The organism is Exiguobacterium sp. s194 (assembly GCF_018618275.1).
In the GTDB taxonomy this organism is placed as follows: domain Bacteria; phylum Bacillota; class Bacilli; order Exiguobacteriales; family Exiguobacteriaceae; genus Exiguobacterium; species Exiguobacterium chiriqhucha.
Genome location: NZ_JACSLT010000013.1, coordinates 23031 through 42981, shown reverse-complemented (window position 1 = coordinate 42981; position 19951 = coordinate 23031). Strand labels below are relative to the sequence as shown.

Sequence of the window (19951 nt, the reverse complement as noted above, 5' to 3'; positions counted from 1 at the left end):
TTTAACGGATAAAGCCTTTGTAGTGTCGTTTTACGAGTTGACTTTCGATTTGTTTCATCGTTTCGAGGGCTACCCCGATCACGATCAACAAGCTCGTACCTCCGATTTGCACCGAAGTTGGGAGACCGGCAAGCTTAATGAAGATTGTCGGCATGATCGCAACGAGCGATAGGAAAATCGCTCCGAAGAATGTCAAACGATAGAGCAACTTCGTGATGTACTGTTCTGTTTGCGCCCCAGGACGAATCCCAGGAATATAGCCACCTTGCTTCTGCAGGTTTTCTGCCATCTGTTCAGGATTGACCTGAATGAATGTATAGAAGTAAGCGAACGCGATGATGAGCGCTACGTAGATTGACATTCCGATTGGAGCTGTCGTATCGAAGTAGGTCTGCAACTTCTGCGTCGTTTCCGGAGAAGCAATGAAGCTTGCAACAGTTGGTGGTGTCACCATGAAGGAAATCGCGAAGATAACCGGGATGACACCGGCAGCGTTTAGTTTGATTGGCAAGTGCGTCGACTGTCCGCCCACAGGGGTACGGTTCGCCGTGCGTTTTGCGTATTGAATCGGAATTTTGCGAGCGGCCTGTTGAACATAAATGATCCCCATGGTCACCGCAAGGATAACGAGCAATAGCACAACCAAGTAAACGATGTTAATGAATAACGCATCTCCAGCATTTTGGAGCTTCGTCTCATAAATCTGCGTGAAGATTCTTGGGAACCCAGCGACGATACCGGCGAAGATAATGATGGAAATACCATTCCCAACACCTTTCTCCGTCGTCATCTCACCAAGGAACATCAAGAACGCCGTACCGGCAGTCAGTACGATCGCGATCACGAAATAGGTTGCCGTGCCCCACGTCTCATTGACGAGACCTGGATAGAGGCGGTTAAATCCAAACGACAATGAAGTCGCTTGAATAAACCCTAAGATGATCGTCCCATAGCGCGTGACCGTCGCTAGCTTTTTACGTCCAGACTCGCCTTGTTTTGCCCATTCGGCAAACTTCGGAACGACGTCCATTTGTAAGAGCTGCACAACGATCGATGCCGTAATATACGGCATGATCCCCATTGCGAACAGGGAGAAGTTCTGTAAAGCATTTCCTCCAAACAAGTTCAAGAAGTCGAGTAGACCTCCTGAGTCAAAACGCAACACATCCGTATTCACCATCGGCACCGGGATATGGGCCCCGATGCGGAAAATGATGATGATTGCGAGTGTGAAGAGAATACGCTGTCGAATATCTTTCACGCGCCACATATTGGAGATCGTCTGAAACATCAGATCACCTCAACTGAACCGCCAGCTGCTTCGATCGCTTCTTTCGCTGCACCCGAGAATTTGTTGGCTTTTACAGTCAATTTTGTTTCAAGCTTGCCGTTAGCAAGTACTTTGATTCCGTCTTTAGCAGAGCTGACAACACCAGTCTCGATTAAGAGTTCTGGAGTAACTTCAGTACCTGCTTCGAAACGGTTAAGCGTGTCTAGGGAAACAACTGCATACTCTTTACGAGTAGGGTTGTTGAAACCGCGTTTTGGAAGACGACGGTAAAGTGGGTTTTGCCCACCTTCAAATCCTGGACGAACGCCACCGCCCGAACGAGCTTTTTGACCTTTATGTCCACGGCCAGAAGTTTTACCGTTACCAGTCGCCATACCGCGACCGACACGGTTGCGTTCGTGACGCGAACCTGGAGTTGGCTTCAATTCATGGAGTTTCATAGTGGCACCTCCTTATTTAGTAAGATCTTTATTATTCGTTGATTTCGTTTACAGTCACAAGGTGCGACACCTTTTTGATCATACCACGCATCGCTACGTTGTCAGGGACAACGACAGTCTGATGCATTTTACGAAGACCGAGTGTACGTACTGTTACACGCTGATCCTCAGGACGACCAATAGTGCTGCGTGTGAGGGTGATTGCGAGTTTCGCCATGTCTAATTCCCTCCCTTATTTAAGAAGTTCTTCTACGCTTTTACCGCGTAGTTTAGCAACTTCCTCTGCTTTTTTAAGCTCTGTCAAGCCTTTAACCGTCGCACGGACGATGTTGATTGGTGTGTTAGATCCAAGCGATTTCGAAAGGATGTCACCTACACCTGCAAGTTCGAGCACTGCACGAACCGGTCCACCTGCGATAACCCCAGTACCTTCAGAAGCTGGTTTCATGAATACACGACCTGCTCCGAATACTCCTGTGATTTCGTGTGGAATTGTTGTACCAACCATCGGTACTTGAACCATGTTTTTCTTAGCGGCTTCAATAGCCTTGCGGATCGCTTCTGGCACCTCTTGTGCCTTACCTGTACCGAAACCGACGTGACCATTCTTGTCACCTACGACGACGAGAGCGGCGAAACGGAAGCGACGGCCACCTTTCACGACTTTCGCGACGCGGTTTACGGTAACAACGCGTTCTTCAAGTTGTTCCATGTTAACGTCTAACTGGCGCATCGAGTGTCCCCTCCTTTTTGTTAGAATTTAAGACCTGCTTCACGAGCTGCTTCAGCAACAGCTTTGACGCGGCCATGATAGAGGTATCCACCACGGTCGAACACAACAGTGTCGATACCTTTCTCGAGTGCACGTTCAGCTGCAAGTTTACCAACAGCTTTCGCTGCTTCAACGTTGCCGCCGTTTGTAAGATCGAGAGCTTTATCTTTCGAAGATGCTGACACAAGCGTTGTTTGTGCTGCATCATCGATGAGTTGAACGTAGATGTGCTTGCTCGAGCGGAATACGTTCAAACGTGGACGAGCTGCTGTCCCCGTGATCGTACGACGTACACGAGCATGACGTTTCTTACGAACTGCATTTTTGTCTGCTTTTGTGATCATTTATGCCACTCCTTTCCGTTCATTTCGTGACGAATTACTTACCAGTCTTACCTTCTTTACGGCGAATACGTTCATCAGAGTAACGAACACCTTTACCTTTGTAAGGTTCTGGAGCACGGTACGAGCGGATTTGAGCTGCAACGTGACCGACGCGCTCTTTGTTAATCCCTTTAACGATGATTTGCGTGTTTGAAGGAACTTCAATCTCGATACCTTCTTCAGCAACGTACTCGATTGGGTGCGAGTAACCGAGGCTGAGGACGAGTTTGTTACCTTGCTTAGCTGCACGGTAACCAACCCCTGAGATCTCAAGTGTTTTCTGGAATCCGTTAGACACACCTTCCACCATGTTGGCGATAAGGGCACGTGTCGTACCGTGGATCGTACGGTTCTCTTTCGAGTCATCCGGACGAACAACAGTCAATTCGTTTTCTTCAACTTTGATTTCCAAGGCTGGGTTAGCTGAAAGCGAAAGTTCACCTTTAGCACCTTTTACTGTGACCGTGTTGTCTTCTGCAACCGATACAGTAACGCCAGCTGGAATCGTAACTGGTTTTTTACCAATACGTGACATTGATTACACCTCCGTTCTTGTTAGAAAAGTGACTTACCAGATGTAGGCGAGCACTTCGCCGCCGACTTGTTGTTGGCGAGCTTCTTTATCAGTCATAAGACCTTTTGATGTCGAAAGAACTGCGATACCGAGTCCTCCGAGTACTTTTGGTACTTCATCTGCTTTTGCGTATACACGAAGACCTGGTTTCGAAATGCGTTTGAGACCAGTGATAACACGTTCGTTGCTTGCTCCGTACTTAAGGAACAAACGAAGTGTACCTTGCTTAGCGTCCTCGATATATTCAACATCGCGAATGAAACCTTCACGCTTGAGGATCTCTGCAACCTCACGTTTGATATTAGAAGCTGGAAGCTCTAATTTTTCATGGCGAACCATGTTAGCGTTACGGATACGTGTAAGCATATCTGCAATTGGGTCTGTCATTACCATGCGATGTACCTCCTTTCACACTGTTAGTGGATTACCAACTTGCTTTTTTAACACCAGGGATTTGACCTTTGTATGCAAGATCACGGAACTTGATACGGCTGATCCCGAATTTACCCATGTAACCATGTGGACGACCTGTGATGCGGCAACGGTTATGAAGACGCACAGGTGAAGAGTTACGTGGCAATTTGCTGAGTCCGATGTAGTCGCCTTCAGCTTTCAATTGTGCACGTTTCTCAGCGTACTGGGCAACGAGTTTCTCGCGTTTTTGTTCGCGATTCACCATTGACTTTTTAGCCATGTTGTCGACCTCCCTTTAGATTATTTTTGGAATGGCATTCCGAGAAGTGTGAGCAATTCACGAGCTTCTTCGTCTGTGTTCGCTGTTGTAACAACAACGATATCCATACCGCGTACTTTTGTTACTTTATCGTAATCGATCTCAGGGAAAATAAGTTGCTCTTTCACACCAAGCGTGTAGTTACCGCGTCCGTCGAATGCTTTCTTCGATACACCGCGGAAGTCGCGTACACGTGGAAGTGAAACAGTTACCAATTTGTCGAGGAAATCGTACATACGCTCGCCACGAAGAGTAACCTTCGCACCGATTGGCATGCCTTCACGAAGTTTGAAACCAGCGATTGATTTCTTAGCCTTCGTTACGAGTGGTTTTTGACCAGAAAGAATTGATAATTCTTCCACTGCCATGTCAAGAGCCTTCGAGTTCGAAACAGCGTCACCTACACCCATGTTGATGACGATCTTGTCGACCTGTGGGACTTGCATAACTGAGTCATAGTTGAATTTATCCATCATCGCTTTCACGATGTCGCTTTTATACTTCTCTTGCAAACGGTTCATAGTCGAATGGACCTCCTTTCGTCACGTTCTTCTTATTTATCGAGTACTTCGCCCGATTTCGCGACACGAACTTTTTTACCATCGACTACTTTGAAACCAACGCGAGTTGGTTTGCCCGTTTTAGGGTCGAGTGGCATGACGTTCGAGACGTGAATTGGTGCTTCGATTTCAAGGATACCGCCTTGTGGATTCGCTTGTGATGGTTTCGAGTGTTTTTTAATCACGTTGATACCTTCTACGACTACGCGGTTCTTGCTTGGCATAGCTTTGAGGATAACCCCTTGCTTGCCTTTATCTTTACCAGACATTACCTGGACTGTATCGCCTTTTTTAACATGCATCGTTTTGCGCACCTCCTTATAGGATTGAAATTGGAAATTAAAGTACTTCCGGTGCCAACGAAACGATCTTCATGAATTCTTTTTCACGAAGTTCACGTGCAACTGGCCCGAAGATCCGAGTGCCGCGTGGGCTCTTGTCATCTTTGATGATGACTGCTGCGTTCTCATCGAAACGGATGTACGAACCATCTTTACGACGAGCGCCGCGTTTTGTACGAACGACAACTGCTCTGACAACGTCACCTTTTTTAACAACGCCACCTGGTGTTGCTTGTTTTACCGTTGCGACGATAATGTCACCGATGTTGGCAGTCTTACGACCTGAACCACCGAGGACTTTAATTGTCAACAGTTCACGCGCGCCAGAGTTGTCTGCTACTTTCAAGCGAGATTCTTGTTGAATCATGCGAGTGTACCTCCCTCCGGATGTTTATAAATCCGAACTGTTATTAGATGATTACTGACTCTTCTACTACTGTTACGAGACGGAAACGTTTGTCTTTAGAAAGCGGACGTGTTTCCGCGATGCGTACCACATCGCCGATTTTAGCGACATTGTTCTCATCGTGTGCTTTAAATTTCTTCGTGTAGTTTACACGTTTGCCATAAAGCTTATGACGTACTTTTGTTTCAACTGCAACGACGATCGTTTTGTCCATTTTGTCAGACACGACGCGTCCAGTGAGTACTTTACGCTTATTGCGTTCCATGAGTGTTACCTCCTCTTAAAGAATCCGATTAGATTAGCCGTTGTTGATGCCGAGTTCGCGTTCACGAAGAATCGTTTTAGCACGCGCAATCGACTTGCGTACTTCACGGATACGAGCAGGATTCTCAAGCTGACCTGTAGCCAATTGGAAACGAAGGTTAAAGAGTTCTTCTTTCCACTCGCCTACTTTACCGTTGAGCTCTTCAGTTGTTGATTGACGGAGATCAGTTGCTTTCATTCGTATCACCACCATTTTCTTCACGTTTCACGAACTTACATTTAACTGGAAGTTTGTGTGCAGCAAGACGAAGCGCCTCACGTGCTACTTCCTCAGATACACCCGCGATTTCAAACATAACTTTGCCAGGCTTAACTACAGCTACCCAGCCTTCTGGAGCACCTTTACCCGAACCCATTCGGACTTCGAGAGGCTTTTTCGTGTATGGCTTGTGTGGGAAGATCTTGATCCACACTTTACCACCACGTTTCATATAACGTGTCATTGCGATACGTGCTGATTCGATTTGACGGTTTGTGATCCAGCTCGCTTCGAGCGATTGGAGACCGAATTCACCGAAATGAACTGTTGTGCCGCGTTTTGCATTTCCGCGCATTTTACCACGGTGTACACGACGATATTTCACGCGTTTAGGTAACAACATAGTGTGTTGCCTCCTTCCTGAAAGAGTGTTTATTATTCAGCGTTTTTAGCTGTGTTGTTTTTTGTTGGAAGAACTTCACCATGGTACAACCAGACTTTAATTCCGATTTTACCATAAGTTGTGTCAGCTTCAGCTGTTCCGTAGTCGATGTCGGCACGGAGCGTGTGAAGTGGAACTGTTCCTTCCGAGTACTTCTCTGAACGAGCGATATCAGCGCCACCAAGACGACCAGAAACTTCTGTTTTGATCCCTTTGATGCCAGTGCGCATCGAACGTTGGATTGATTGTTTCATTGCACGACGGAATGACACACGGCCTTCCAATTGACGAGCGATGTTTTCAGCAACAAGTTTAGCGACAGCGTCCGCGTTTTTCACTTCAACAACGTTGATGTGAACACGTTTGCCTTCAGCAAGCTTGATGATGTTTTTACGGAGTGATTCGATTTCCGAACCACCTTTACCGATAACCATACCTGGTTTCGCAGTGTGAAGTGAAATGTTTACGCGATTTGCAGCGCGTTCGATTTCTACTTTAGAAACACTAGCATCCTTCATTTTGTTTTCGATGTATTCACGAATAACGAAGTCTTCATGAAGGAGATCTGCGTAGTCTTTCTCAGCGTACCAACGCGAATCCCAGTCTTTGATAATACCAACGCGAAGACCGTGCGGATTTACCTTTTGACCCACTACATATCCCTCCTTATTTCTCAGTTACCACGATGTGGATGTGGCTTGTGCGTTTGTTAATGCGGCTTGCGCGACCCATCGCACGTGGGCGGAAGCGTTTGAGTGTTGGACCTTCGTTGACGAAGATTTCCGACACTACAAGGTTCTCAATATTCATATCGTAGTTGTGCTCTGCGTTTGCAATCGCTGACTTCAATACTTTTTCAACGATTGGCGACGCTGCCTTGTTCGTGTGAGCAAGGACAGAGAGCGCTTCGCCGACTTGTTTCCCGCGAATTAAGTCTACAACGAGACGTGCTTTGCGAGGAGCAAGACGGACCATATTAGCTGATGCTTTAGCTTGCATGGATTTGACCTCCCCTCAAATTACCGTTTCGTTTTCTTGTCTGATCCGTGACCTTTGTACGTACGTGTTGGAGCGAATTCACCAAGTTTGTGACCGACCATGTCTTCTGTCACGAATACTGGTACGTGTTTACGACCATCGTGTACACCGAACGTGTGACCCATGAATTCTGGGAAGATTGTCGAGCGACGTGACCAAGTTTTGATGACTTGCTTCTCACCAGATTCGTTAAGTTTGTCAACTTTAGCGAGCAAATGGTGATCTGCGAATGGACCTTTTTTCAAGCTGCGACCCATGATAGAACCTCCCTTTGGAATGATTCGGGAACGGCCCTTTCGAACCGCCCGAGAATCATGTAGTAATTATTTCTTACGGCGACGAAGGATGTACATGTCGCTCGATTTGTTTTTCTTACGTGTTTTAAGACCAAGAGCTGGTTTACCCCAAGGAGTAAGTGGGCCCGAACGACCGATTGGCGCACGACCTTCACCACCACCGTGTGGGTGATCAACCGGGTTCATTACAGAACCACGTACTGTTGGGCGTTTGCCTAACCAACGTGAACGTCCTGCTTTACCGATGTTTACGAGTTCGTGTTCTTCGTTACCAACTGAACCGACTGTCGCGCGGCAAGTGCCGAGGAACAAACGTGATTCACCTGATTGAAGACGAACGATAACGTACTTGCCGTCACGTCCTTGGATTTGTGCCGATGCACCAGCCGCACGAACAAGCTGACCGCCCTTACCAGGCTTAAGCTCGATGTTGTGGATAGTAGTACCGACAGGGATGTTCATAAGTGGAAGAGCGTTCCCCACTTTGATATCCGCTTCTGGGCCAGCCATGATTTCCATGCCTACTTTGATGCCCTTAGGAGCGAGGATGTAACGTTTCTCACCATCTGCATAGTTGATGAGGGCGATGTTTGCTGAACGGTTTGGATCGTATTCGATCGTAGCAACGCGTCCGACGATGCCATCTTTGTTACGTTTGAAATCGATGATACGGTATTTACGTTTGTGTCCGCCACCTTGGTGACGTACTGTCAAACGACCTTGGTTGTTACGACCGCCTTTTTTCGAAAGCTTTTCAGTTAACGATTTTTCAGGGCGATTCGTTGTGATCTCTGCAAAGTCGAGAGATGTCATGTTACGGCGACCGTTAGTGGTCGGCTTAAACTTTTTAATTGCCATCGAGGATTCCCTCCTTTTCTTCTAAGGTAGTAAATTAACCGAGGAAGTCGATTGTGTTGCCTTCAGCAAGAGTTACGATCGCTTTTTTACGACGCGATGTGTAACCAGAGTGACGACCGACACGTTTCGCTTTCGGTTTCATGTTCATTGTGTTTACCGAAGCAACTTTCACGTTGAAGATTGTTTCGATAGCGTGCTTCACTTGTGATTTAGTCGCTTTAACGTCGATCTCGAAAACGTATTTGTTAGCTTCCATGAGGCTAACAGAACGCTCAGTGATGATAGGACGTTTGATGATATCGTATGCTTGAGCCATTATGCAAGCACCTCCTCTACCTTCGCAACCGCATCTTTAGTGAAGATGACTTTGTCGTTAGCAACGAGGTCAAGAACGTTAACGCCGGCTGCTTCGATCACAGTCACTCCTGGGATGTTACGAGCTGCGAGAGCGATAGTCTCATTGTAGTCCGCTGTGACTACAAGAGCCTTACGTTCTACTGATAGGCCAAGAAGTACAGCGACCATATCTTTTGTTTTTGGTGCATCGAAAGCAAGGCCTTCGAGGACGATCATTTCGTTGTTTTTCACTTTTGACGACAAAGCCGAGAGAAGTGCAAGACGACGAACTTTTTTAGGAAGCTTGTAAGAGTATGAACGTGGTGTTGGACCGAAGACTGTACCACCACCAACCCATTGTGGTGAGCGGATAGAACCTTGGCGCGCACGACCAGTTCCCTTTTGTTTCCATGGTTTACGGCCGCCACCGCGTACTTCCGAGCGACCTTTCGTATCGTGAGTACCTTGACGGCGTGATGCTTGTTGCATAACGATCGCGTCATAAAGTACTGAGTCATTTGGCTCGATACCGAAGATGGCTTCTGCCAATTCGATTTCGCCAACTTGTGAACCTGTTTGGTTAAGCAAAGCTACTTTAGGCATTCGTAATTCCTCCTTTCCGTGCAGTTAATTAGTTACCCTTTACCGCTGTTTTGATGATGACGTTCGACTTGCGAGCGCCTGGGATTGCGCCTTTAACGAGTACAAGGCCGCGTTCCACGTCAACTTTGACAACTTCAAGGTTTTGAATCGTTTTACGCTCGCCACCCATTTGACCAGGAAGAAGCTTCCCTTTAAATACGCGGTTAGGAGCTACAGGACCCATCGAACCAGGACGACGGTGGTAGCGCGAACCGTGAGCCATTGGTCCACGTGATTGTCCGTGACGCTTGATCGCACCTTGGAATCCTTTACCTTTCGATGTACCTGTTACGTCTACTAATTCACCTGCAGCGAAAATGTCCGCCTTGATCTCTTGACCGATTTCGTATCCTTCTACTGAAGTACGAATCTCTTTGATGAAGCGCTTAGGTGTCGCACTTGCTTTCGCAGCGTGACCTTTTGCTGGTTTGTTTTGACGTGATTCTTTGATGTCTCCGAAACCGAGTTGAAGTGCCTCGTAACCGTCTGTTTCAACCGTTTTAAGTTGAAGAACGACGTTTCCTTCGACAGCAACTACTGTTACTGGTACGACTTCGCCTGCTTCGTTGAAGATTTGAGTCATACCGAGTTTTGTTCCTAAGATTCCTTTAGCCATGAGATACACCTCCTGTTTAATAATTATTGTCTCTTCTGGCTAGTATCTACTATATGAAGAATTAAAGTTTGATTTCGATGTCCACACCTGATGGTAATTCGAGACGCATAAGCGCATCAACCGTTTTTGGTGTTGGGTTAACGATGTCGATCAAGCGTTTGTGTGTACGCATTTCGAACTGTTCACGAGCATCTTTGTACTTGTGAACGGCACGAAGGATCGTGTAGATCGATTTGTCAGTTGGAAGCGGGATTGGTCCCGAAACCTTTGCACCTGAACGCTTCGCAGTATCAACGATTTTCTCAGCTGATTGATCGAGTACGCGATGGTCGTATGCTTTTAAACGAATACGGATTTTTTCATTTGCCATGTAAGTTTCCCTCCTTTGTCGCCTATTTTTAAAAATAGACAGTTCTCCGCGGAAATTTCCACACCGGCCATGGCAAAGCTGCCTGGCGTGTCATAACCTCCCGCTTCATCGCAGCGTGCTTGTGTCAGCAGAGGTATCCGATCATTGCAAATCAACGATTGGACCCGATTTCTGCTGTAAAGTCTCTCACCACTCGCACAAACACTTAATCATTATATCGAATCTACATATGAAATGCAAGATTTGATTTTTTAATTGTGCCGGATGTCTGATGAGTTGTTCAACGTTCACTAATGTAACAAGATTCGAACCCATTTGCAAGCTATTTTCCTTCTTTTGTTGAACTATTTCTTTCGAGAACCGCCGTGCCAACTCGACCTAGCGTTTCATATAGGTTCCGAAGCGTTCGGTGACGGCTTCAATGACCGAGGCGGGGGCTCGTTTGAGGCATGCTTGGACGATCCCTTCGTTGAGCTCATGCGTCTCAAAATAATCCGCCAGTCGATTAAGCTGATCTTCCCGACCGATGACCGTATACAGCACGACCCACTCTTCGAGCCGCATCCAGCTGCCGACCGGTTCAATGTAAGGATGCGTATAAATCCCATCGGTACACTTCATCCGGAAACTGGCCATCACATCGATGTCGCCCCCTTCAAACACATATTCACTAAAGTATGTCGTCATGTAGTCGGCATGCGGTTTCGTTTCGACTTTCTCGCCGACTCGGCTCAACACTTGATCCAATCGTTCGAATTGATCCGGCTCCACGAATACATCCAAGTCATTCGCCGTTTCGATGAGTCCATGATGCTTCAATAACGTCGATCCACCGAACCGACACGCAATCCCATTCAAGCGGCATAACGTCTCGACTTGTTTTTCCATCCTCGTCACCCCTTCCTGCAACATATGTCCCATCTTACCACGTCTCGCCATAAAACAAAAAAGCAGCCCGCAAAATGCGGACTGCTTGAAAGGTCAGTGTATCAATCGATTACTCGATGATTTCAGTTACTGAACCAGCGCCTACTGTACGGCCACCCTCACGGATTGAGAAACGTGTTCCGTCTTCGATCGCGATTGTAGAAATCAATTCGATCGTCAACTCGATGTTGTCTCCTGGCATTACCATTTCAGTACCTTCTGGAAGGTGAACGATACCTGTTACGTCAGTTGTACGGAAGTAGAACTGCGGACGGTAGTTCGCGAAGAATGGCGTGTGACGGCCACCCTCTTCTTTAGAAAGAACGTAGATTGAAGCTTTGAACTTTGAGTGCGGCGTGATTGAACCTGGCTTAGCAAGTACTTGTCCACGCTCGATGTCTTCACGTGATACACCACGGAGAAGAGCACCGATGTTGTCGCCAGCTTCAGCGTAGTCGAGAAGCTTACGGAACATCTCTACACCAGTACATACAGTTTTCTTAGTTTCTTCTGTAAGACCAACGATTTCAACTTCGTCGTTGACGCGGAGAACACCACGCTCAACACGACCAGTCGCTACAGTACCGCGACCAGTGATTGAGAATACGTCCTCAACTGGCATCATGAATTCTTTGTCCGTGTCACGAACTGGCTCAGGGATGTACTCATCAACTGCGTTCATGAGTTCCATGATTTTTTCTTCCCACTGTGGTTCGCCGTTAAGCGCGCCAAGTGCAGAACCTTTGATTACAGGGAGGTCGTCGCCTGGGAAGTCGTACTCAGAAAGAAGTTCACGGATTTCCATTTCAACGAGCTCAAGGAGTTCTTCGTCGTCAACCATGTCAACTTTGTTCATGAATACGACGATGAAAGGAACACCTACTTGACGTGAAAGAAGGATGTGCTCACGTGTTTGTGGCATTGGGCCATCAGTTGCCGAAACAACGAGGATCGCGCCGTCCATTTGTGCAGCACCAGTGATCATGTTTTTAACATAGTCAGCGTGACCTGGGCAGTCAACGTGTGCATAGTGGCGTTTGTCAGTTTCGTACTCGATGTGAGCTGTTGCGATTGTGATACCGCGCTCACGCTCTTCAGGAGCACCATCGATTGCGTCAAACTTTGTAGCTGTTTTACCTTGTGCTTTTGAAAGTACAGCTGAGATCGCTGCAGTCAAAGTTGTTTTACCGTGGTCGACGTGGCCGATTGTACCAACGTTAACGTGCGGTTTAGAACGGTCGAATTTTTCTTTACCCATTCTAGATTCCTCCTCTATTAGACAATTAGTTTTTTATTTAACTAGGAAGACGTAGGCTACTTTTAACATACGTCCTCCTTAGCTTACAACAATCAATTAAGCGTTACAACCGTTATTAGCCGTTCGCTTTTTTGATGATTTCTTCTGCGATTGACTTCGGTACTTCTTCGTAGTGATCGAAGTGCATCGAGTACGTTCCGCGTCCTTGCGTACGTGAACGAAGCGATGTCGCATATCCAAACATTTCTGAAAGTGGAACCATTGCTTTAACGACTTGAGCGTTACCGCGTGCTTCCATACCTTCTACGCGTCCACGGCGTGACGTGACGTCACCCATGATGTCTCCCAAGTATTCTTCTGGGATAACAACTTCGACACGCATCATTGGCTCAAGGATTACAGCTTTCGCTTGTTCCTTAAGTTGTTTAACCGCCATCGAAGCAGCAACTTTAAACGCCATCTCGTTCGAGTCGACATCGTGGTACGATCCGAAGACGAGGGCAGCTTTAACGTCAACTACTGGGTAACCAGCGAGGATACCGTTTTCGAGAGCTTCTTCAATCCCGTTCTGAACAGCTGGGACGTATTCACGTGGTACAACACCACCGACGATCTTGTTCTCGAATGCGAATCCAGCGCCTTCTTCGTTCGGCTCGAATTCTACGACAACGTGACCGTACTGACCGCGTCCACCTGATTGACGTACGAATTTCGAATCGATCTTCGCAGCGCCACGGATTGTCTCACGGTAAGCAACTTGTGGTGCACCAACGTTAGCTTCTACTTTGAATTCGCGACGCATACGGTCAACGAGGATATCAAGGTGAAGCTCACCCATACCAGAGATGATCGTTTGACCAGTCTCTTGGTTTGTTTCAGTGCGGAAAGTTGGATCCTCTTCTGCGAGTTTCGCGAGGGCTTGACCCATCTTGTCTTGGTCAGCTTTCGATTTAGGCTCGATAGCGACCGAGATAACCGGTTCTGGGAATGTCATTGACTCGAGAACGACGTTGTCTTTCTCTGAGCAAAGCGTATCACCAGTCGTAGTATCTTTAAGACCAACGGCTGCGGCGATGTCACCAGCGAATACCATTGGGATTTCTTCACGGCTGTTCGCGTGCATTTGAAGGATACGACCGAGGCGCTCACGCTTACCTTTAGTCGAGTTCTTCACATACGAACCAGCTTGTGCTGTACCAGAGTACACGCGGAAGAACGTCAATTTACCGACGTAAGGATCCGTCATGACTTTGAACGCAAGTGCCGAGAACGGAGCTTCGTCAGAAGGCTCACGCGTGATTTCTTCTTCTGTGTCGAGGTTAACACCTTTGATTGACTCAACATCAACTGGTGATGGGAGGTAATCAACAACAGCGTCCAACATCAATTGAACACCTTTGTTTTTGAAGGCAGAACCAACGAGTACAGGGTAGAATTCTACACTGAGTGTTGCTTGACGGATACCAGCTTTGAGTTCTTCGATTGAGATCTCTTCGCCTTCGAGGTATTTCATCATCAACTCTTCGTTGTAGTCAGCAACCGCTTCGATCAATTGACCGCGAAGTTCTTCAGCTTCGTCAGCCATGTCAGCTGGGTAGCCATCCGTTACTTCGATGTCAGTACCGAGGTCGTTCGTGTACATGTATGTCTTCTTCTCAACGAGGTCGATGATTCCTTTGAATTCATCTTCCGCACCGATTGGAAGTTGGATTGGATGTGCGTTTGCGTGTAAACGTTCGTGAAGTGTTTTCACCGAGTACAAGAAGTCCGCACCGATCTTATCCATCTTGTTGACGAATACGACACGTGGAACACCGTAAGTCGTCGCTTGACGCCATACAGTTTCTGTTTGTGGTTCAACACCTGACTGAGCGTCAAGTACCGCAACAGCGCCATCAAGTACACGGAGTGAACGTTCAACTTCAACTGTGAAGTCTACGTGTCCAGGTGTATCGATGATGTTTACACGGTGGCCATTCCACTGTGCAGTTGTCGCTGCAGAAGTGATCGTGATTCCACGCTCTTGCTCCTGCTCCATCCAGTCCATTTGTGAAGCTCCTTCATGAGTTTCACCAATCTTGTGGATACGACCTGTGTAATAAAGAATACGTTCAGTTGTTGTCGTCTTACCGGCATCGATGTGAGCCATGATCCCGATGTTACGAGTATTCTTTAGGGAGAATTCTCTTGCCATACTGGGTATTCTCCTTCCGCATGTGTTTTTCGTGTGCTGGCACACGATATGATTATACCCGAAAGCCACTCCATTAAGCCACCGCTTGGTGACGTGGAGTGGTCTTTACGTTTAACTTACCAACGATAGTGAGCAAACGCTTTGTTCGCTTCTGCCATCTTATGCATGTCTTCGCGTTTCTTAACAGACGCACCAGTGTTATTGGCTGCATCCATGATTTCATTCGCGATACGTTGCTCCATCGTTTTCTCGTTGCGGAGACGAGCGTAGTTCACGAGGTAACGAAGACCAAGTGTCGTACGGCGCTCTGGACGAACTTCAACAGGAACTTGGTAGTTTGCTCCACCAACACGGCGAGCTTTAACTTCAAGTACAGGCATGATGTTGTTCATTGCTTCTTCGAACACTTCCATAGGCTCTTTGCCTGAGCGTTCAGCGATGAGGCCAAATGCGTTGTAAATGATAGTTTGAGCTGTACCTTTTTTACCGTCTAACATGACACGGTTAATGAGGCGAGTTACCAATTTCGAGTTGTAGATCGGATCTGCGATAACGTCACGACGTTCTGCACGGTTTTTACGCATCCGAGTACCCTCCTTTCAAAATTTCAGTAGTTTTTAGTTTTGCGAGAATTACTTCTTCGCAGCTTTCGGACGTTTCGTACCGTATTTAGAACGGCCTTGCATACGTCCGTCAACACCTGCAGTGTCAAGCGCACCACGAACGATGTGGTAACGTACCCCTGGTAAGTCTTTTACACGTCCTCCACGGATAAGAACAACGCTGTGCTCTTGAAGGTTGTGGCCAATACCTGGAATGTACGCAGTCACTTCGATTTGGTTAGTCAAACGAACACGAGCATACTTACGTAATGCCGAGTTCGGTTTCTTCGGAGTCATTGTACCAACACGTGTACAAACACCACGTTTCTGTGGCGAGCTCACGTTAGTTTGTGACTTGATGAAACTGTTGTAACCTTTGTTAAGTGCTGGAGAGTCAGATTTAACGACTTTCGATTTACGTCCTTTACGGACTAACTGGTTGATAGTAGGCATCTTTGAAGATCCTCCCTTCCTGAATTATGCTATTTTCTAGACCCACCGACCCGGGTGGTTCATTTAAGGTCATAACGAAACGCTTTTACGAGGCGTAGGCATTCCATGACCTCGCAAAAACGTGAGTTATACCTTGAAAGTGGCAATAATAGCAGCCAAACCTTTCCGGAGAAAGATCGGGTGACGTCCAAGTAGCTTGCCGACTGCTGGACACCGTTGTCATCGACAACAACCGATTGGCGGCACTAAATCATAGTAGCACCGCCAACCCATGCTGTCAAGACGTTTTTATTCTACCGTCGTGTCTTCGAGAACGGCTTTCGTCTCTTCTTCTTTGAGTTTAACATCACGGTAAACCGGCATCCCAGTACCAGCTGGAACGAGTTTCCCGATGATGACGTTCTCTTTGAGTCCGAGGAGATAGTCGCGCTTGCCTTTGATGGCAGCGTCTGTCAATACACGAGTCGTTTCTTGGAACGAAGCGGCCGAGAGGAACGAATCTGTCTCAAGCGACGCTTTTGTGATTCCGAGAAGGACCGGTTTCGCTGTTGCCGGGCTCTTGCCTTCGCGGAGCGTATCTTTACACGCTTCTTTGAAGACGCTGATATCGACGAGCGAACCAGGGAGAAGTGGCGTGTCACCAGACTCGATGACTTTGACGCGGCGAAGCATTTGGCGAACCATGACTTCGACGTGTTTGTCGCCGATTTCTACCCCTTGCATGCGGTAAACTTTTTGTACTTCTTGGAGCAAGTAGTTTTGAACACCAGATACACCACGGACGGCGAGCAATTCTTTCGGATCGATCGAACCTTCCGTGAAGACTTCTCCAGCTTCTACTGTATCTCCGATTTGAACACGAAGACGTGCTCCGAACGGAATCGTGTACGTACGTGTCTCACTGAGTCCTTCGACGGTGAGTTCACGCTTGTCACGCGATTCTGTGAAGTCGATGACCGTACCAGGGATTTCCGAGATGACCGCTTGCCCTTTCGGGTTACGAGCCTCGAATACCTCTTGGATACGTGGAAGACCTTGTGTGATATCATCTCCGGCTACCCCACCTGTGTGGAAGGTACGCATTGTAAGCTGCGTTCCTGGCTCACCGATTGATTGCGCGGCGATGATTCCGACAGCTTCGCCGACTTCAACGTTCGAGCCAGTCGCCAAGTTGCGGCCGTAACATTTCTTACATACGCCGTGTGACGTGTTACATGTAAAGGCTGTACGGATTTCAACTCGTTCGATTCCAGCGTCGACGATGTCGCGAGCGAGATCTTCGGTAATCAATTGGTTCTTCTCGACCATGACTTCACCCGTTTCCGGATGTGCCACTGTCTCGAACGCTGTACGGCCGACGAGGCGGTCATACAAGTTTTCGATTTCTTCCGTGCCTTCGCGGAGAGCGGCAACGCGGATTCCGCGGTCCGTTCCACAATCTTCTTCACGGATGATGACATCTTGGGCTACGTCAACAAGACGACGCGTCAAGTAACCTGAGTCAGCCGTCTTAAGGGCTGTATCGGCAAGACCTTTACGCGCACCGTGCGTCGAGATGAAGTACTCTTGTACCGTCAGACCTTCACGGAATGAAGATTTGATCGGAAGTTCGATGATGCGGCCAGATGGAGCGGCCATCAAACCACGCATCCCTGCGAGCTGCGTGAAGTTGGACGCGTTACCACGGGCACCTGAGTCAGACATCATGAAGATTGGGTTCAAGCGATTGAGGGATTTCATCAATCGTGATTGAATCTCATCCTTCGCTTCGTTCCAAGAGCGTACAACGCGCTCGTAACGCTCATCTTCAGTGATGAGACCGCGACGGAATGACTTCATGATTTGATCGACTTGAGTTTGCGCTTCATCAAGGATTTCTTGTTTGTCCGGAAGAACGATGATATCAGCGATTCCGACCGTCACACCGGCTTTCGTCGAGTGTTTGAAGCCGAGATCTTTCATCCGGTCAAGCATGCGGCTTGTTTCAGTCGTTTCGAACTTCTGGAACACTTCCGCGATGACTTTTCCAAGGAATCCTTTTTTGAACGGCTCGACCAAAGGACGTGAGGCGATTTCTTCTGCCACGTTGGCACCTTTGTCGATGAAGTACTTGTCAGGCGTTGCTTCCTGTAAGTTTTCCATCGTCGGCTCGTTCAAGTATGGGAACGTGTTCGGCAAGATCTCGTTAAAGATCATCTTACCGACCGTTGTGATCAACATTTTCTCGTTTTGCTCATCTGTGAACGTCGGGTTGTTGAGCGTACGTGCTGGAAGAGCGACACGTGTATGCAAGTGGACATAGCCATTTTGATACGCGATGAGCGCTTCGTTCACGTTCGACAAAATTTTCCCTTGTCCGACGGCATCGTCGCGTTCAAGCGAGATGTAGTAGTTACCGAGGACCATATCCTGCGATGGTGTAACAACTGGTTTTCCGTCTTTCGGGTTCAAGATGTTTTGCGCTGCGAGCATGAGAAGACGAGCTTCAGCTTGTGCTTCAGCAGAAAGTGGTACGTGAACCGCCATTTGGTCACCATCAAAGTCGGCGTTATAAGCCGTACATACGAGCGGGTGAAGGCGAATCGCGCGACCTTCGACGAGAATCGGTTCGAAAGCTTGAATCCCTAGGCGGTGAAGCGTTGGGGCACGGTTCAAGAGAACCGGATGCTCACGAATGACTTCTTCGAGGACGCCCCAGATTTCTGGTTGCATCTTCTCAATCTTACGTTTGGCGTTCTTGATGTTCGACGCGATGCCGCGACCGACAAGTTCTTTCATCACGAACGGTTTGAAGAGTTCAAGGGCCATCTCTTTCGGGAGACCACATTGGTACATCTTCAAGTTTGGACCAACGACGATAACCGAACGTCCTGAATAGTCGACCCGTTTACCAAGAAGGTTTTGACGGAAACGACCTTGTTTCCCTTTCAACATGTGTGAAAGTGATTTAAGGGGACGGTTACCTGGTCCTGTGACCGGACGACCACGACGACCGTTGTCGATGAGGGCGTCAACCGCTTCTTGAAGCATACGCTTCTCGTTTTGCACGATGATGTTCGGCGCGCCGAGATCGAGCAAACGTTTAAGACGGTTGTTTCGGTTGATGACTCGACGATACAAATCGTTCAAGTCAGATGTCGCAAAGCGTCCACCGTCGAGCTGCACCATCGGGCGAAGCTCTGGCGGAATGACAGGAAGTACTTCAAGAATCATCCAATCTGGATCATTACCTGACGTGAAGAACGCATCGAGCACTTCAAGACGTTTAATCGCACGTGTACGACGTTGGCCTTGAACCGTCTTCAATTCTTCGCGGAGTTCTCCGACTTCCTTCTCGAGTTGAACGTCTTGAAGGAGTGTGCGGATTGCTTCTGCACCCATGTCTGCTCTGAAGTCACTGCCGTATTTTTCACGGTAGAGACGGTATTCTTTTTCCGAGAGAAGTTGTTTCTTCTCAAGCGGAGTGTCACCTGGCTCCGTCACAACGTACGACGCGAAGTAGATTACTTCTTCGAGCGCACGTGGTGACATATCGAGAACAAGCCCCATTCGGCTTGGAATCCCTTTGAAGTACCAGATGTGCGAAACTGGTGCCGCGAGCTCGATATGGCCCATACGCTCGCGACGCACTTTCGCTTTCGTCACTTCAACGCCACAACGGTCACAAATGACTCCTTTATAACGGATTCGTTTGTATTTCCCGCAGTAACATTCCCAGTCTTTCGTAGGACCGAAGATTCGTTCACAGAACAATCCGTCCTTCTCTGGTTTAAGTGTACGATAGTTGATCGTTTCCGGCTTTTTGACTTCCCCGTAAGACCACGAACGGATCTTCTCGGGTGAAGCCAAGCCGATTTTCATATATTCAAATCGATTAACATCTACCAAGGGGCCGA

At 47.8% G+C, this 19951-nt stretch carries 28 protein-coding genes; all 28 read right to left on the bottom strand.

What is annotated here, in order from left to right:
- Position 1: 1 nt before the first annotated feature.
- The 28 genes from secY to rpoC all read right to left on the bottom strand — a co-directional run bounded on the left by secY (position 2) and on the right by rpoC (position 19943).
- Positions 2 to 1291, bottom strand: a complete 1290-nt coding sequence (gene secY, locus KNP85_RS14580; RefSeq protein ID WP_021066619.1) for a preprotein translocase subunit SecY — start codon at positions 1289 to 1291, stop codon at positions 2 to 4.
- Positions 1291 to 1731: a 50S ribosomal protein L15 gene (gene rplO, locus KNP85_RS14575; RefSeq protein ID WP_021066618.1), complete on the bottom strand. Its 441-nt coding sequence runs from the start codon at positions 1729 to 1731 to the stop codon at positions 1291 to 1293. Before rplO ends, secY begins: the two co-directional genes overlap by 1 nt.
- Before the next feature lie 31 nt (positions 1732 to 1762).
- Positions 1763 to 1948, bottom strand: a complete 186-nt coding sequence (gene rpmD / locus KNP85_RS14570; RefSeq protein ID WP_021066617.1) for a 50S ribosomal protein L30 — start codon at positions 1946 to 1948, stop codon at positions 1763 to 1765.
- Between the two features lie 15 nt (positions 1949 to 1963).
- Entirely contained in the window at positions 1964 to 2464 is a 501-nt protein-coding gene (gene rpsE / locus KNP85_RS14565) for a 30S ribosomal protein S5 (protein WP_021066616.1), read from the bottom strand.
- A 20-nt stretch (positions 2465 to 2484) separates the two neighbouring features.
- Positions 2485 to 2847, bottom strand: coding sequence for a 50S ribosomal protein L18 (gene rplR / locus KNP85_RS14560; protein WP_012727661.1), 363 nt, complete (start codon positions 2845 to 2847; stop codon positions 2485 to 2487).
- 34 nt (positions 2848 to 2881) lie between these two features.
- Positions 2882 to 3421, bottom strand: coding sequence for a 50S ribosomal protein L6 (gene rplF / locus KNP85_RS14555; protein ID WP_021066615.1), 540 nt, complete (start codon positions 3419 to 3421; stop codon positions 2882 to 2884).
- A 33-nt stretch (positions 3422 to 3454) separates the two neighbouring features.
- Positions 3455 to 3853 carry a 30S ribosomal protein S8 gene (rpsH, locus tag KNP85_RS14550; RefSeq protein ID WP_021066614.1) on the bottom strand — a complete coding sequence of 133 codons (399 nt, stop codon included), beginning with the start codon at positions 3851 to 3853 and terminating at the stop codon, positions 3455 to 3457.
- A gap of 31 nt (positions 3854 to 3884) precedes the next feature.
- Positions 3885 to 4154, bottom strand: a complete 270-nt coding sequence (gene rpsN, locus KNP85_RS14545; RefSeq protein ID WP_021066613.1) for a 30S ribosomal protein S14 — start codon at positions 4152 to 4154, stop codon at positions 3885 to 3887.
- Positions 4155 to 4174: 20 nt separating this feature from the next.
- Positions 4175 to 4714 carry a 50S ribosomal protein L5 gene (gene rplE, locus KNP85_RS14540; protein WP_016508927.1) on the bottom strand — a complete coding sequence of 180 codons (540 nt, stop codon included), beginning with the start codon at positions 4712 to 4714 and terminating at the stop codon, positions 4175 to 4177.
- Positions 4715 to 4746: 32 nt separating this feature from the next.
- A complete protein-coding gene (gene rplX, locus KNP85_RS14535) occupies positions 4747 to 5055 on the bottom strand; it encodes a 50S ribosomal protein L24 (protein ID WP_021066612.1) in 309 nt (102 codons plus the stop codon).
- Between the two features lie 37 nt (positions 5056 to 5092).
- Positions 5093 to 5461, bottom strand: coding sequence for a 50S ribosomal protein L14 (gene rplN / locus KNP85_RS14530; RefSeq protein WP_012727667.1), 369 nt, complete (start codon positions 5459 to 5461; stop codon positions 5093 to 5095).
- 43 nt (positions 5462 to 5504) lie between these two features.
- On the bottom strand, positions 5505 to 5765 hold the full coding sequence (rpsQ, locus tag KNP85_RS14525; RefSeq protein ID WP_021066611.1) for a 30S ribosomal protein S17: 261 nt from the start codon (positions 5763 to 5765) through the stop codon (positions 5505 to 5507).
- A gap of 33 nt (positions 5766 to 5798) precedes the next feature.
- Positions 5799 to 6002: a 50S ribosomal protein L29 gene (gene rpmC, locus KNP85_RS14520; protein ID WP_012727669.1), complete on the bottom strand. Its 204-nt coding sequence runs from the start codon at positions 6000 to 6002 to the stop codon at positions 5799 to 5801.
- Entirely contained in the window at positions 5989 to 6426 is a 438-nt protein-coding gene (gene rplP / locus KNP85_RS14515) for a 50S ribosomal protein L16 (protein ID WP_016508922.1), read from the bottom strand. Before rplP ends, rpmC begins: the two co-directional genes overlap by 14 nt.
- 32 nt (positions 6427 to 6458) lie before the next feature.
- On the bottom strand, positions 6459 to 7118 hold the full coding sequence (gene rpsC, locus KNP85_RS14510) for a 30S ribosomal protein S3 (RefSeq protein WP_021066610.1): 660 nt from the start codon (positions 7116 to 7118) through the stop codon (positions 6459 to 6461).
- A 13-nt stretch (positions 7119 to 7131) separates the two neighbouring features.
- Positions 7132 to 7464, bottom strand: a complete 333-nt coding sequence (gene rplV, locus KNP85_RS14505) for a 50S ribosomal protein L22 (RefSeq protein ID WP_021066609.1) — start codon at positions 7462 to 7464, stop codon at positions 7132 to 7134.
- Positions 7465 to 7484: 20 nt separating this feature from the next.
- Positions 7485 to 7760: a 30S ribosomal protein S19 gene (rpsS, locus tag KNP85_RS14500; protein ID WP_012727673.1), complete on the bottom strand. Its 276-nt coding sequence runs from the start codon at positions 7758 to 7760 to the stop codon at positions 7485 to 7487.
- A gap of 66 nt (positions 7761 to 7826) precedes the next feature.
- Complete coding sequence (rplB, locus tag KNP85_RS14495; RefSeq protein WP_021066608.1) at positions 7827 to 8657, bottom strand: 50S ribosomal protein L2; 831 nt, start codon at positions 8655 to 8657, stop codon at positions 7827 to 7829.
- A 34-nt stretch (positions 8658 to 8691) separates the two neighbouring features.
- A complete protein-coding gene (gene rplW / locus KNP85_RS14490; RefSeq protein ID WP_021066607.1) occupies positions 8692 to 8973 on the bottom strand; it encodes a 50S ribosomal protein L23 in 282 nt (93 codons plus the stop codon).
- Complete coding sequence (gene rplD, locus KNP85_RS14485; RefSeq protein ID WP_021066606.1) at positions 8973 to 9596, bottom strand: 50S ribosomal protein L4; 624 nt, start codon at positions 9594 to 9596, stop codon at positions 8973 to 8975. Before rplD ends, rplW begins: the two co-directional genes overlap by 1 nt.
- A 28-nt stretch (positions 9597 to 9624) precedes the next feature.
- The gene (rplC, locus tag KNP85_RS14480; protein ID WP_021066605.1) at positions 9625 to 10251 is read right to left on the bottom strand and encodes a 50S ribosomal protein L3; all 627 of its coding nucleotides are present in this window, start codon (positions 10249 to 10251) and stop codon (positions 9625 to 9627) included.
- A gap of 61 nt (positions 10252 to 10312) precedes the next feature.
- Positions 10313 to 10621, bottom strand: a complete 309-nt coding sequence (gene rpsJ / locus KNP85_RS14475) for a 30S ribosomal protein S10 (RefSeq protein ID WP_021066604.1) — start codon at positions 10619 to 10621, stop codon at positions 10313 to 10315.
- A 378-nt stretch (positions 10622 to 10999) separates the two neighbouring features.
- On the bottom strand, positions 11000 to 11509 hold the full coding sequence (locus KNP85_RS14470; protein ID WP_214716276.1) for a hypothetical protein: 510 nt from the start codon (positions 11507 to 11509) through the stop codon (positions 11000 to 11002).
- A 109-nt stretch (positions 11510 to 11618) separates the two neighbouring features.
- Positions 11619 to 12806 (bottom strand): elongation factor Tu, encoded by a 1188-nt coding sequence (gene tuf / locus KNP85_RS14465; RefSeq protein ID WP_021066602.1) that lies wholly within the window; start codon positions 12804 to 12806, stop codon positions 11619 to 11621.
- Between the two features lie 115 nt (positions 12807 to 12921).
- Positions 12922 to 15000, bottom strand: coding sequence for an elongation factor G (gene fusA, locus KNP85_RS14460; protein WP_029594429.1), 2079 nt, complete (start codon positions 14998 to 15000; stop codon positions 12922 to 12924).
- A gap of 116 nt (positions 15001 to 15116) precedes the next feature.
- Entirely contained in the window at positions 15117 to 15584 is a 468-nt protein-coding gene (rpsG, locus tag KNP85_RS14455) for a 30S ribosomal protein S7 (RefSeq protein WP_021066600.1), read from the bottom strand.
- A 48-nt stretch (positions 15585 to 15632) separates the two neighbouring features.
- Positions 15633 to 16055 carry a 30S ribosomal protein S12 gene (rpsL, locus tag KNP85_RS14450; RefSeq protein WP_012727683.1) on the bottom strand — a complete coding sequence of 141 codons (423 nt, stop codon included), beginning with the start codon at positions 16053 to 16055 and terminating at the stop codon, positions 15633 to 15635.
- A gap of 288 nt (positions 16056 to 16343) precedes the next feature.
- Positions 16344 to 19943 carry a DNA-directed RNA polymerase subunit beta' gene (gene rpoC, locus KNP85_RS14445; protein WP_021066599.1) on the bottom strand — a complete coding sequence of 1200 codons (3600 nt, stop codon included), beginning with the start codon at positions 19941 to 19943 and terminating at the stop codon, positions 16344 to 16346.
- Positions 19944 to 19951 lie beyond the last annotated feature (8 nt).

What these genes read in the sequence shown, in the direction of transcription:
- secY (WP_021066619.1), bottom strand. Translation starts at nt 1,291, where the DNA reads ATGTTTCAGACGATCTCCAATATGTGGCGCGTGAAAGATATTCGACAG.
- rpsE (WP_021066616.1), bottom strand. Translation starts at nt 2,464, where the DNA reads ATGCGCCAGTTAGACGTTAACATGGAACAACTTGAAGAACGCGTTGTT.
- rpsL (WP_012727683.1), bottom strand. Translation starts at nt 16,055, where the DNA reads ATGCCTACTATCAACCAGTTAGTCCGTAAAGGACGTAAATCGAAAGTC.
- rplN (WP_012727667.1), bottom strand. Translation starts at nt 5,461, where the DNA reads ATGATTCAACAAGAATCTCGCTTGAAAGTAGCAGACAACTCTGGCGCG.
- rpsG (WP_021066600.1), bottom strand. Translation starts at nt 15,584, where the DNA reads ATGCGTAAAAACCGTGCAGAACGTCGTGACGTTATCGCAGATCCGATC.
- rpsN (WP_021066613.1), bottom strand. Translation starts at nt 4,154, where the DNA reads ATGGCTAAAAAGTCAATGGTGAATCGCGAACAAAAACGCGAGAAACTC.
- rpsS (WP_012727673.1), bottom strand. Translation starts at nt 7,760, where the DNA reads ATGGGTCGCAGCTTGAAAAAAGGTCCATTCGCAGATCACCATTTGCTC.
- tuf (WP_021066602.1), bottom strand. Translation starts at nt 12,806, where the DNA reads ATGGGTAAAGAAAAATTCGACCGTTCTAAACCGCACGTTAACGTTGGT.
- rplV (WP_021066609.1), bottom strand. Translation starts at nt 7,464, where the DNA reads ATGCAAGCTAAAGCATCAGCTAATATGGTCCGTCTTGCTCCTCGCAAA.
- rpsJ (WP_021066604.1), bottom strand. Translation starts at nt 10,621, where the DNA reads ATGGCAAATGAAAAAATCCGTATTCGTTTAAAAGCATACGACCATCGC.
- rplX (WP_021066612.1), bottom strand. Translation starts at nt 5,055, where the DNA reads ATGCATGTTAAAAAAGGCGATACAGTCCAGGTAATGTCTGGTAAAGAT.
- rpsH (WP_021066614.1), bottom strand. Translation starts at nt 3,853, where the DNA reads ATGGTAATGACAGACCCAATTGCAGATATGCTTACACGTATCCGTAAC.
- rplC (WP_021066605.1), bottom strand. Translation starts at nt 10,251, where the DNA reads ATGGCTAAAGGAATCTTAGGAACAAAACTCGGTATGACTCAAATCTTC.
- rpsQ (WP_021066611.1), bottom strand. Translation starts at nt 5,765, where the DNA reads ATGGAACGCAATAAGCGTAAAGTACTCACTGGACGCGTCGTGTCTGAC.
- rplD (WP_021066606.1), bottom strand. Translation starts at nt 9,596, where the DNA reads ATGCCTAAAGTAGCTTTGCTTAACCAAACAGGTTCACAAGTTGGCGAA.
- fusA (WP_029594429.1), bottom strand. Translation starts at nt 15,000, where the DNA reads ATGGCAAGAGAATTCTCCCTAAAGAATACTCGTAACATCGGGATCATG.
- rplF (WP_021066615.1), bottom strand. Translation starts at nt 3,421, where the DNA reads ATGTCACGTATTGGTAAAAAACCAGTTACGATTCCAGCTGGCGTTACT.
- rpmD (WP_021066617.1), bottom strand. Translation starts at nt 1,948, where the DNA reads ATGGCGAAACTCGCAATCACCCTCACACGCAGCACTATTGGTCGTCCT.
- rplO (WP_021066618.1), bottom strand. Translation starts at nt 1,731, where the DNA reads ATGAAACTCCATGAATTGAAGCCAACTCCAGGTTCGCGTCACGAACGC.
- KNP85_RS14470 (WP_214716276.1), bottom strand. Translation starts at nt 11,509, where the DNA reads ATGGAAAAACAAGTCGAGACGTTATGCCGCTTGAATGGGATTGCGTGT.
- rplP (WP_016508922.1), bottom strand. Translation starts at nt 6,426, where the DNA reads ATGTTGTTACCTAAACGCGTGAAATATCGTCGTGTACACCGTGGTAAA.
- rplR (WP_012727661.1), bottom strand. Translation starts at nt 2,847, where the DNA reads ATGATCACAAAAGCAGACAAAAATGCAGTTCGTAAGAAACGTCATGCT.
- rplB (WP_021066608.1), bottom strand. Translation starts at nt 8,657, where the DNA reads ATGGCAATTAAAAAGTTTAAGCCGACCACTAACGGTCGCCGTAACATG.
- rplE (WP_016508927.1), bottom strand. Translation starts at nt 4,714, where the DNA reads ATGAACCGTTTGCAAGAGAAGTATAAAAGCGACATCGTGAAAGCGATG.
- rplW (WP_021066607.1), bottom strand. Translation starts at nt 8,973, where the DNA reads ATGGCTCAAGCATACGATATCATCAAACGTCCTATCATCACTGAGCGT.
- rpmC (WP_012727669.1), bottom strand. Translation starts at nt 6,002, where the DNA reads ATGAAAGCAACTGATCTCCGTCAATCAACAACTGAAGAGCTCAACGGT.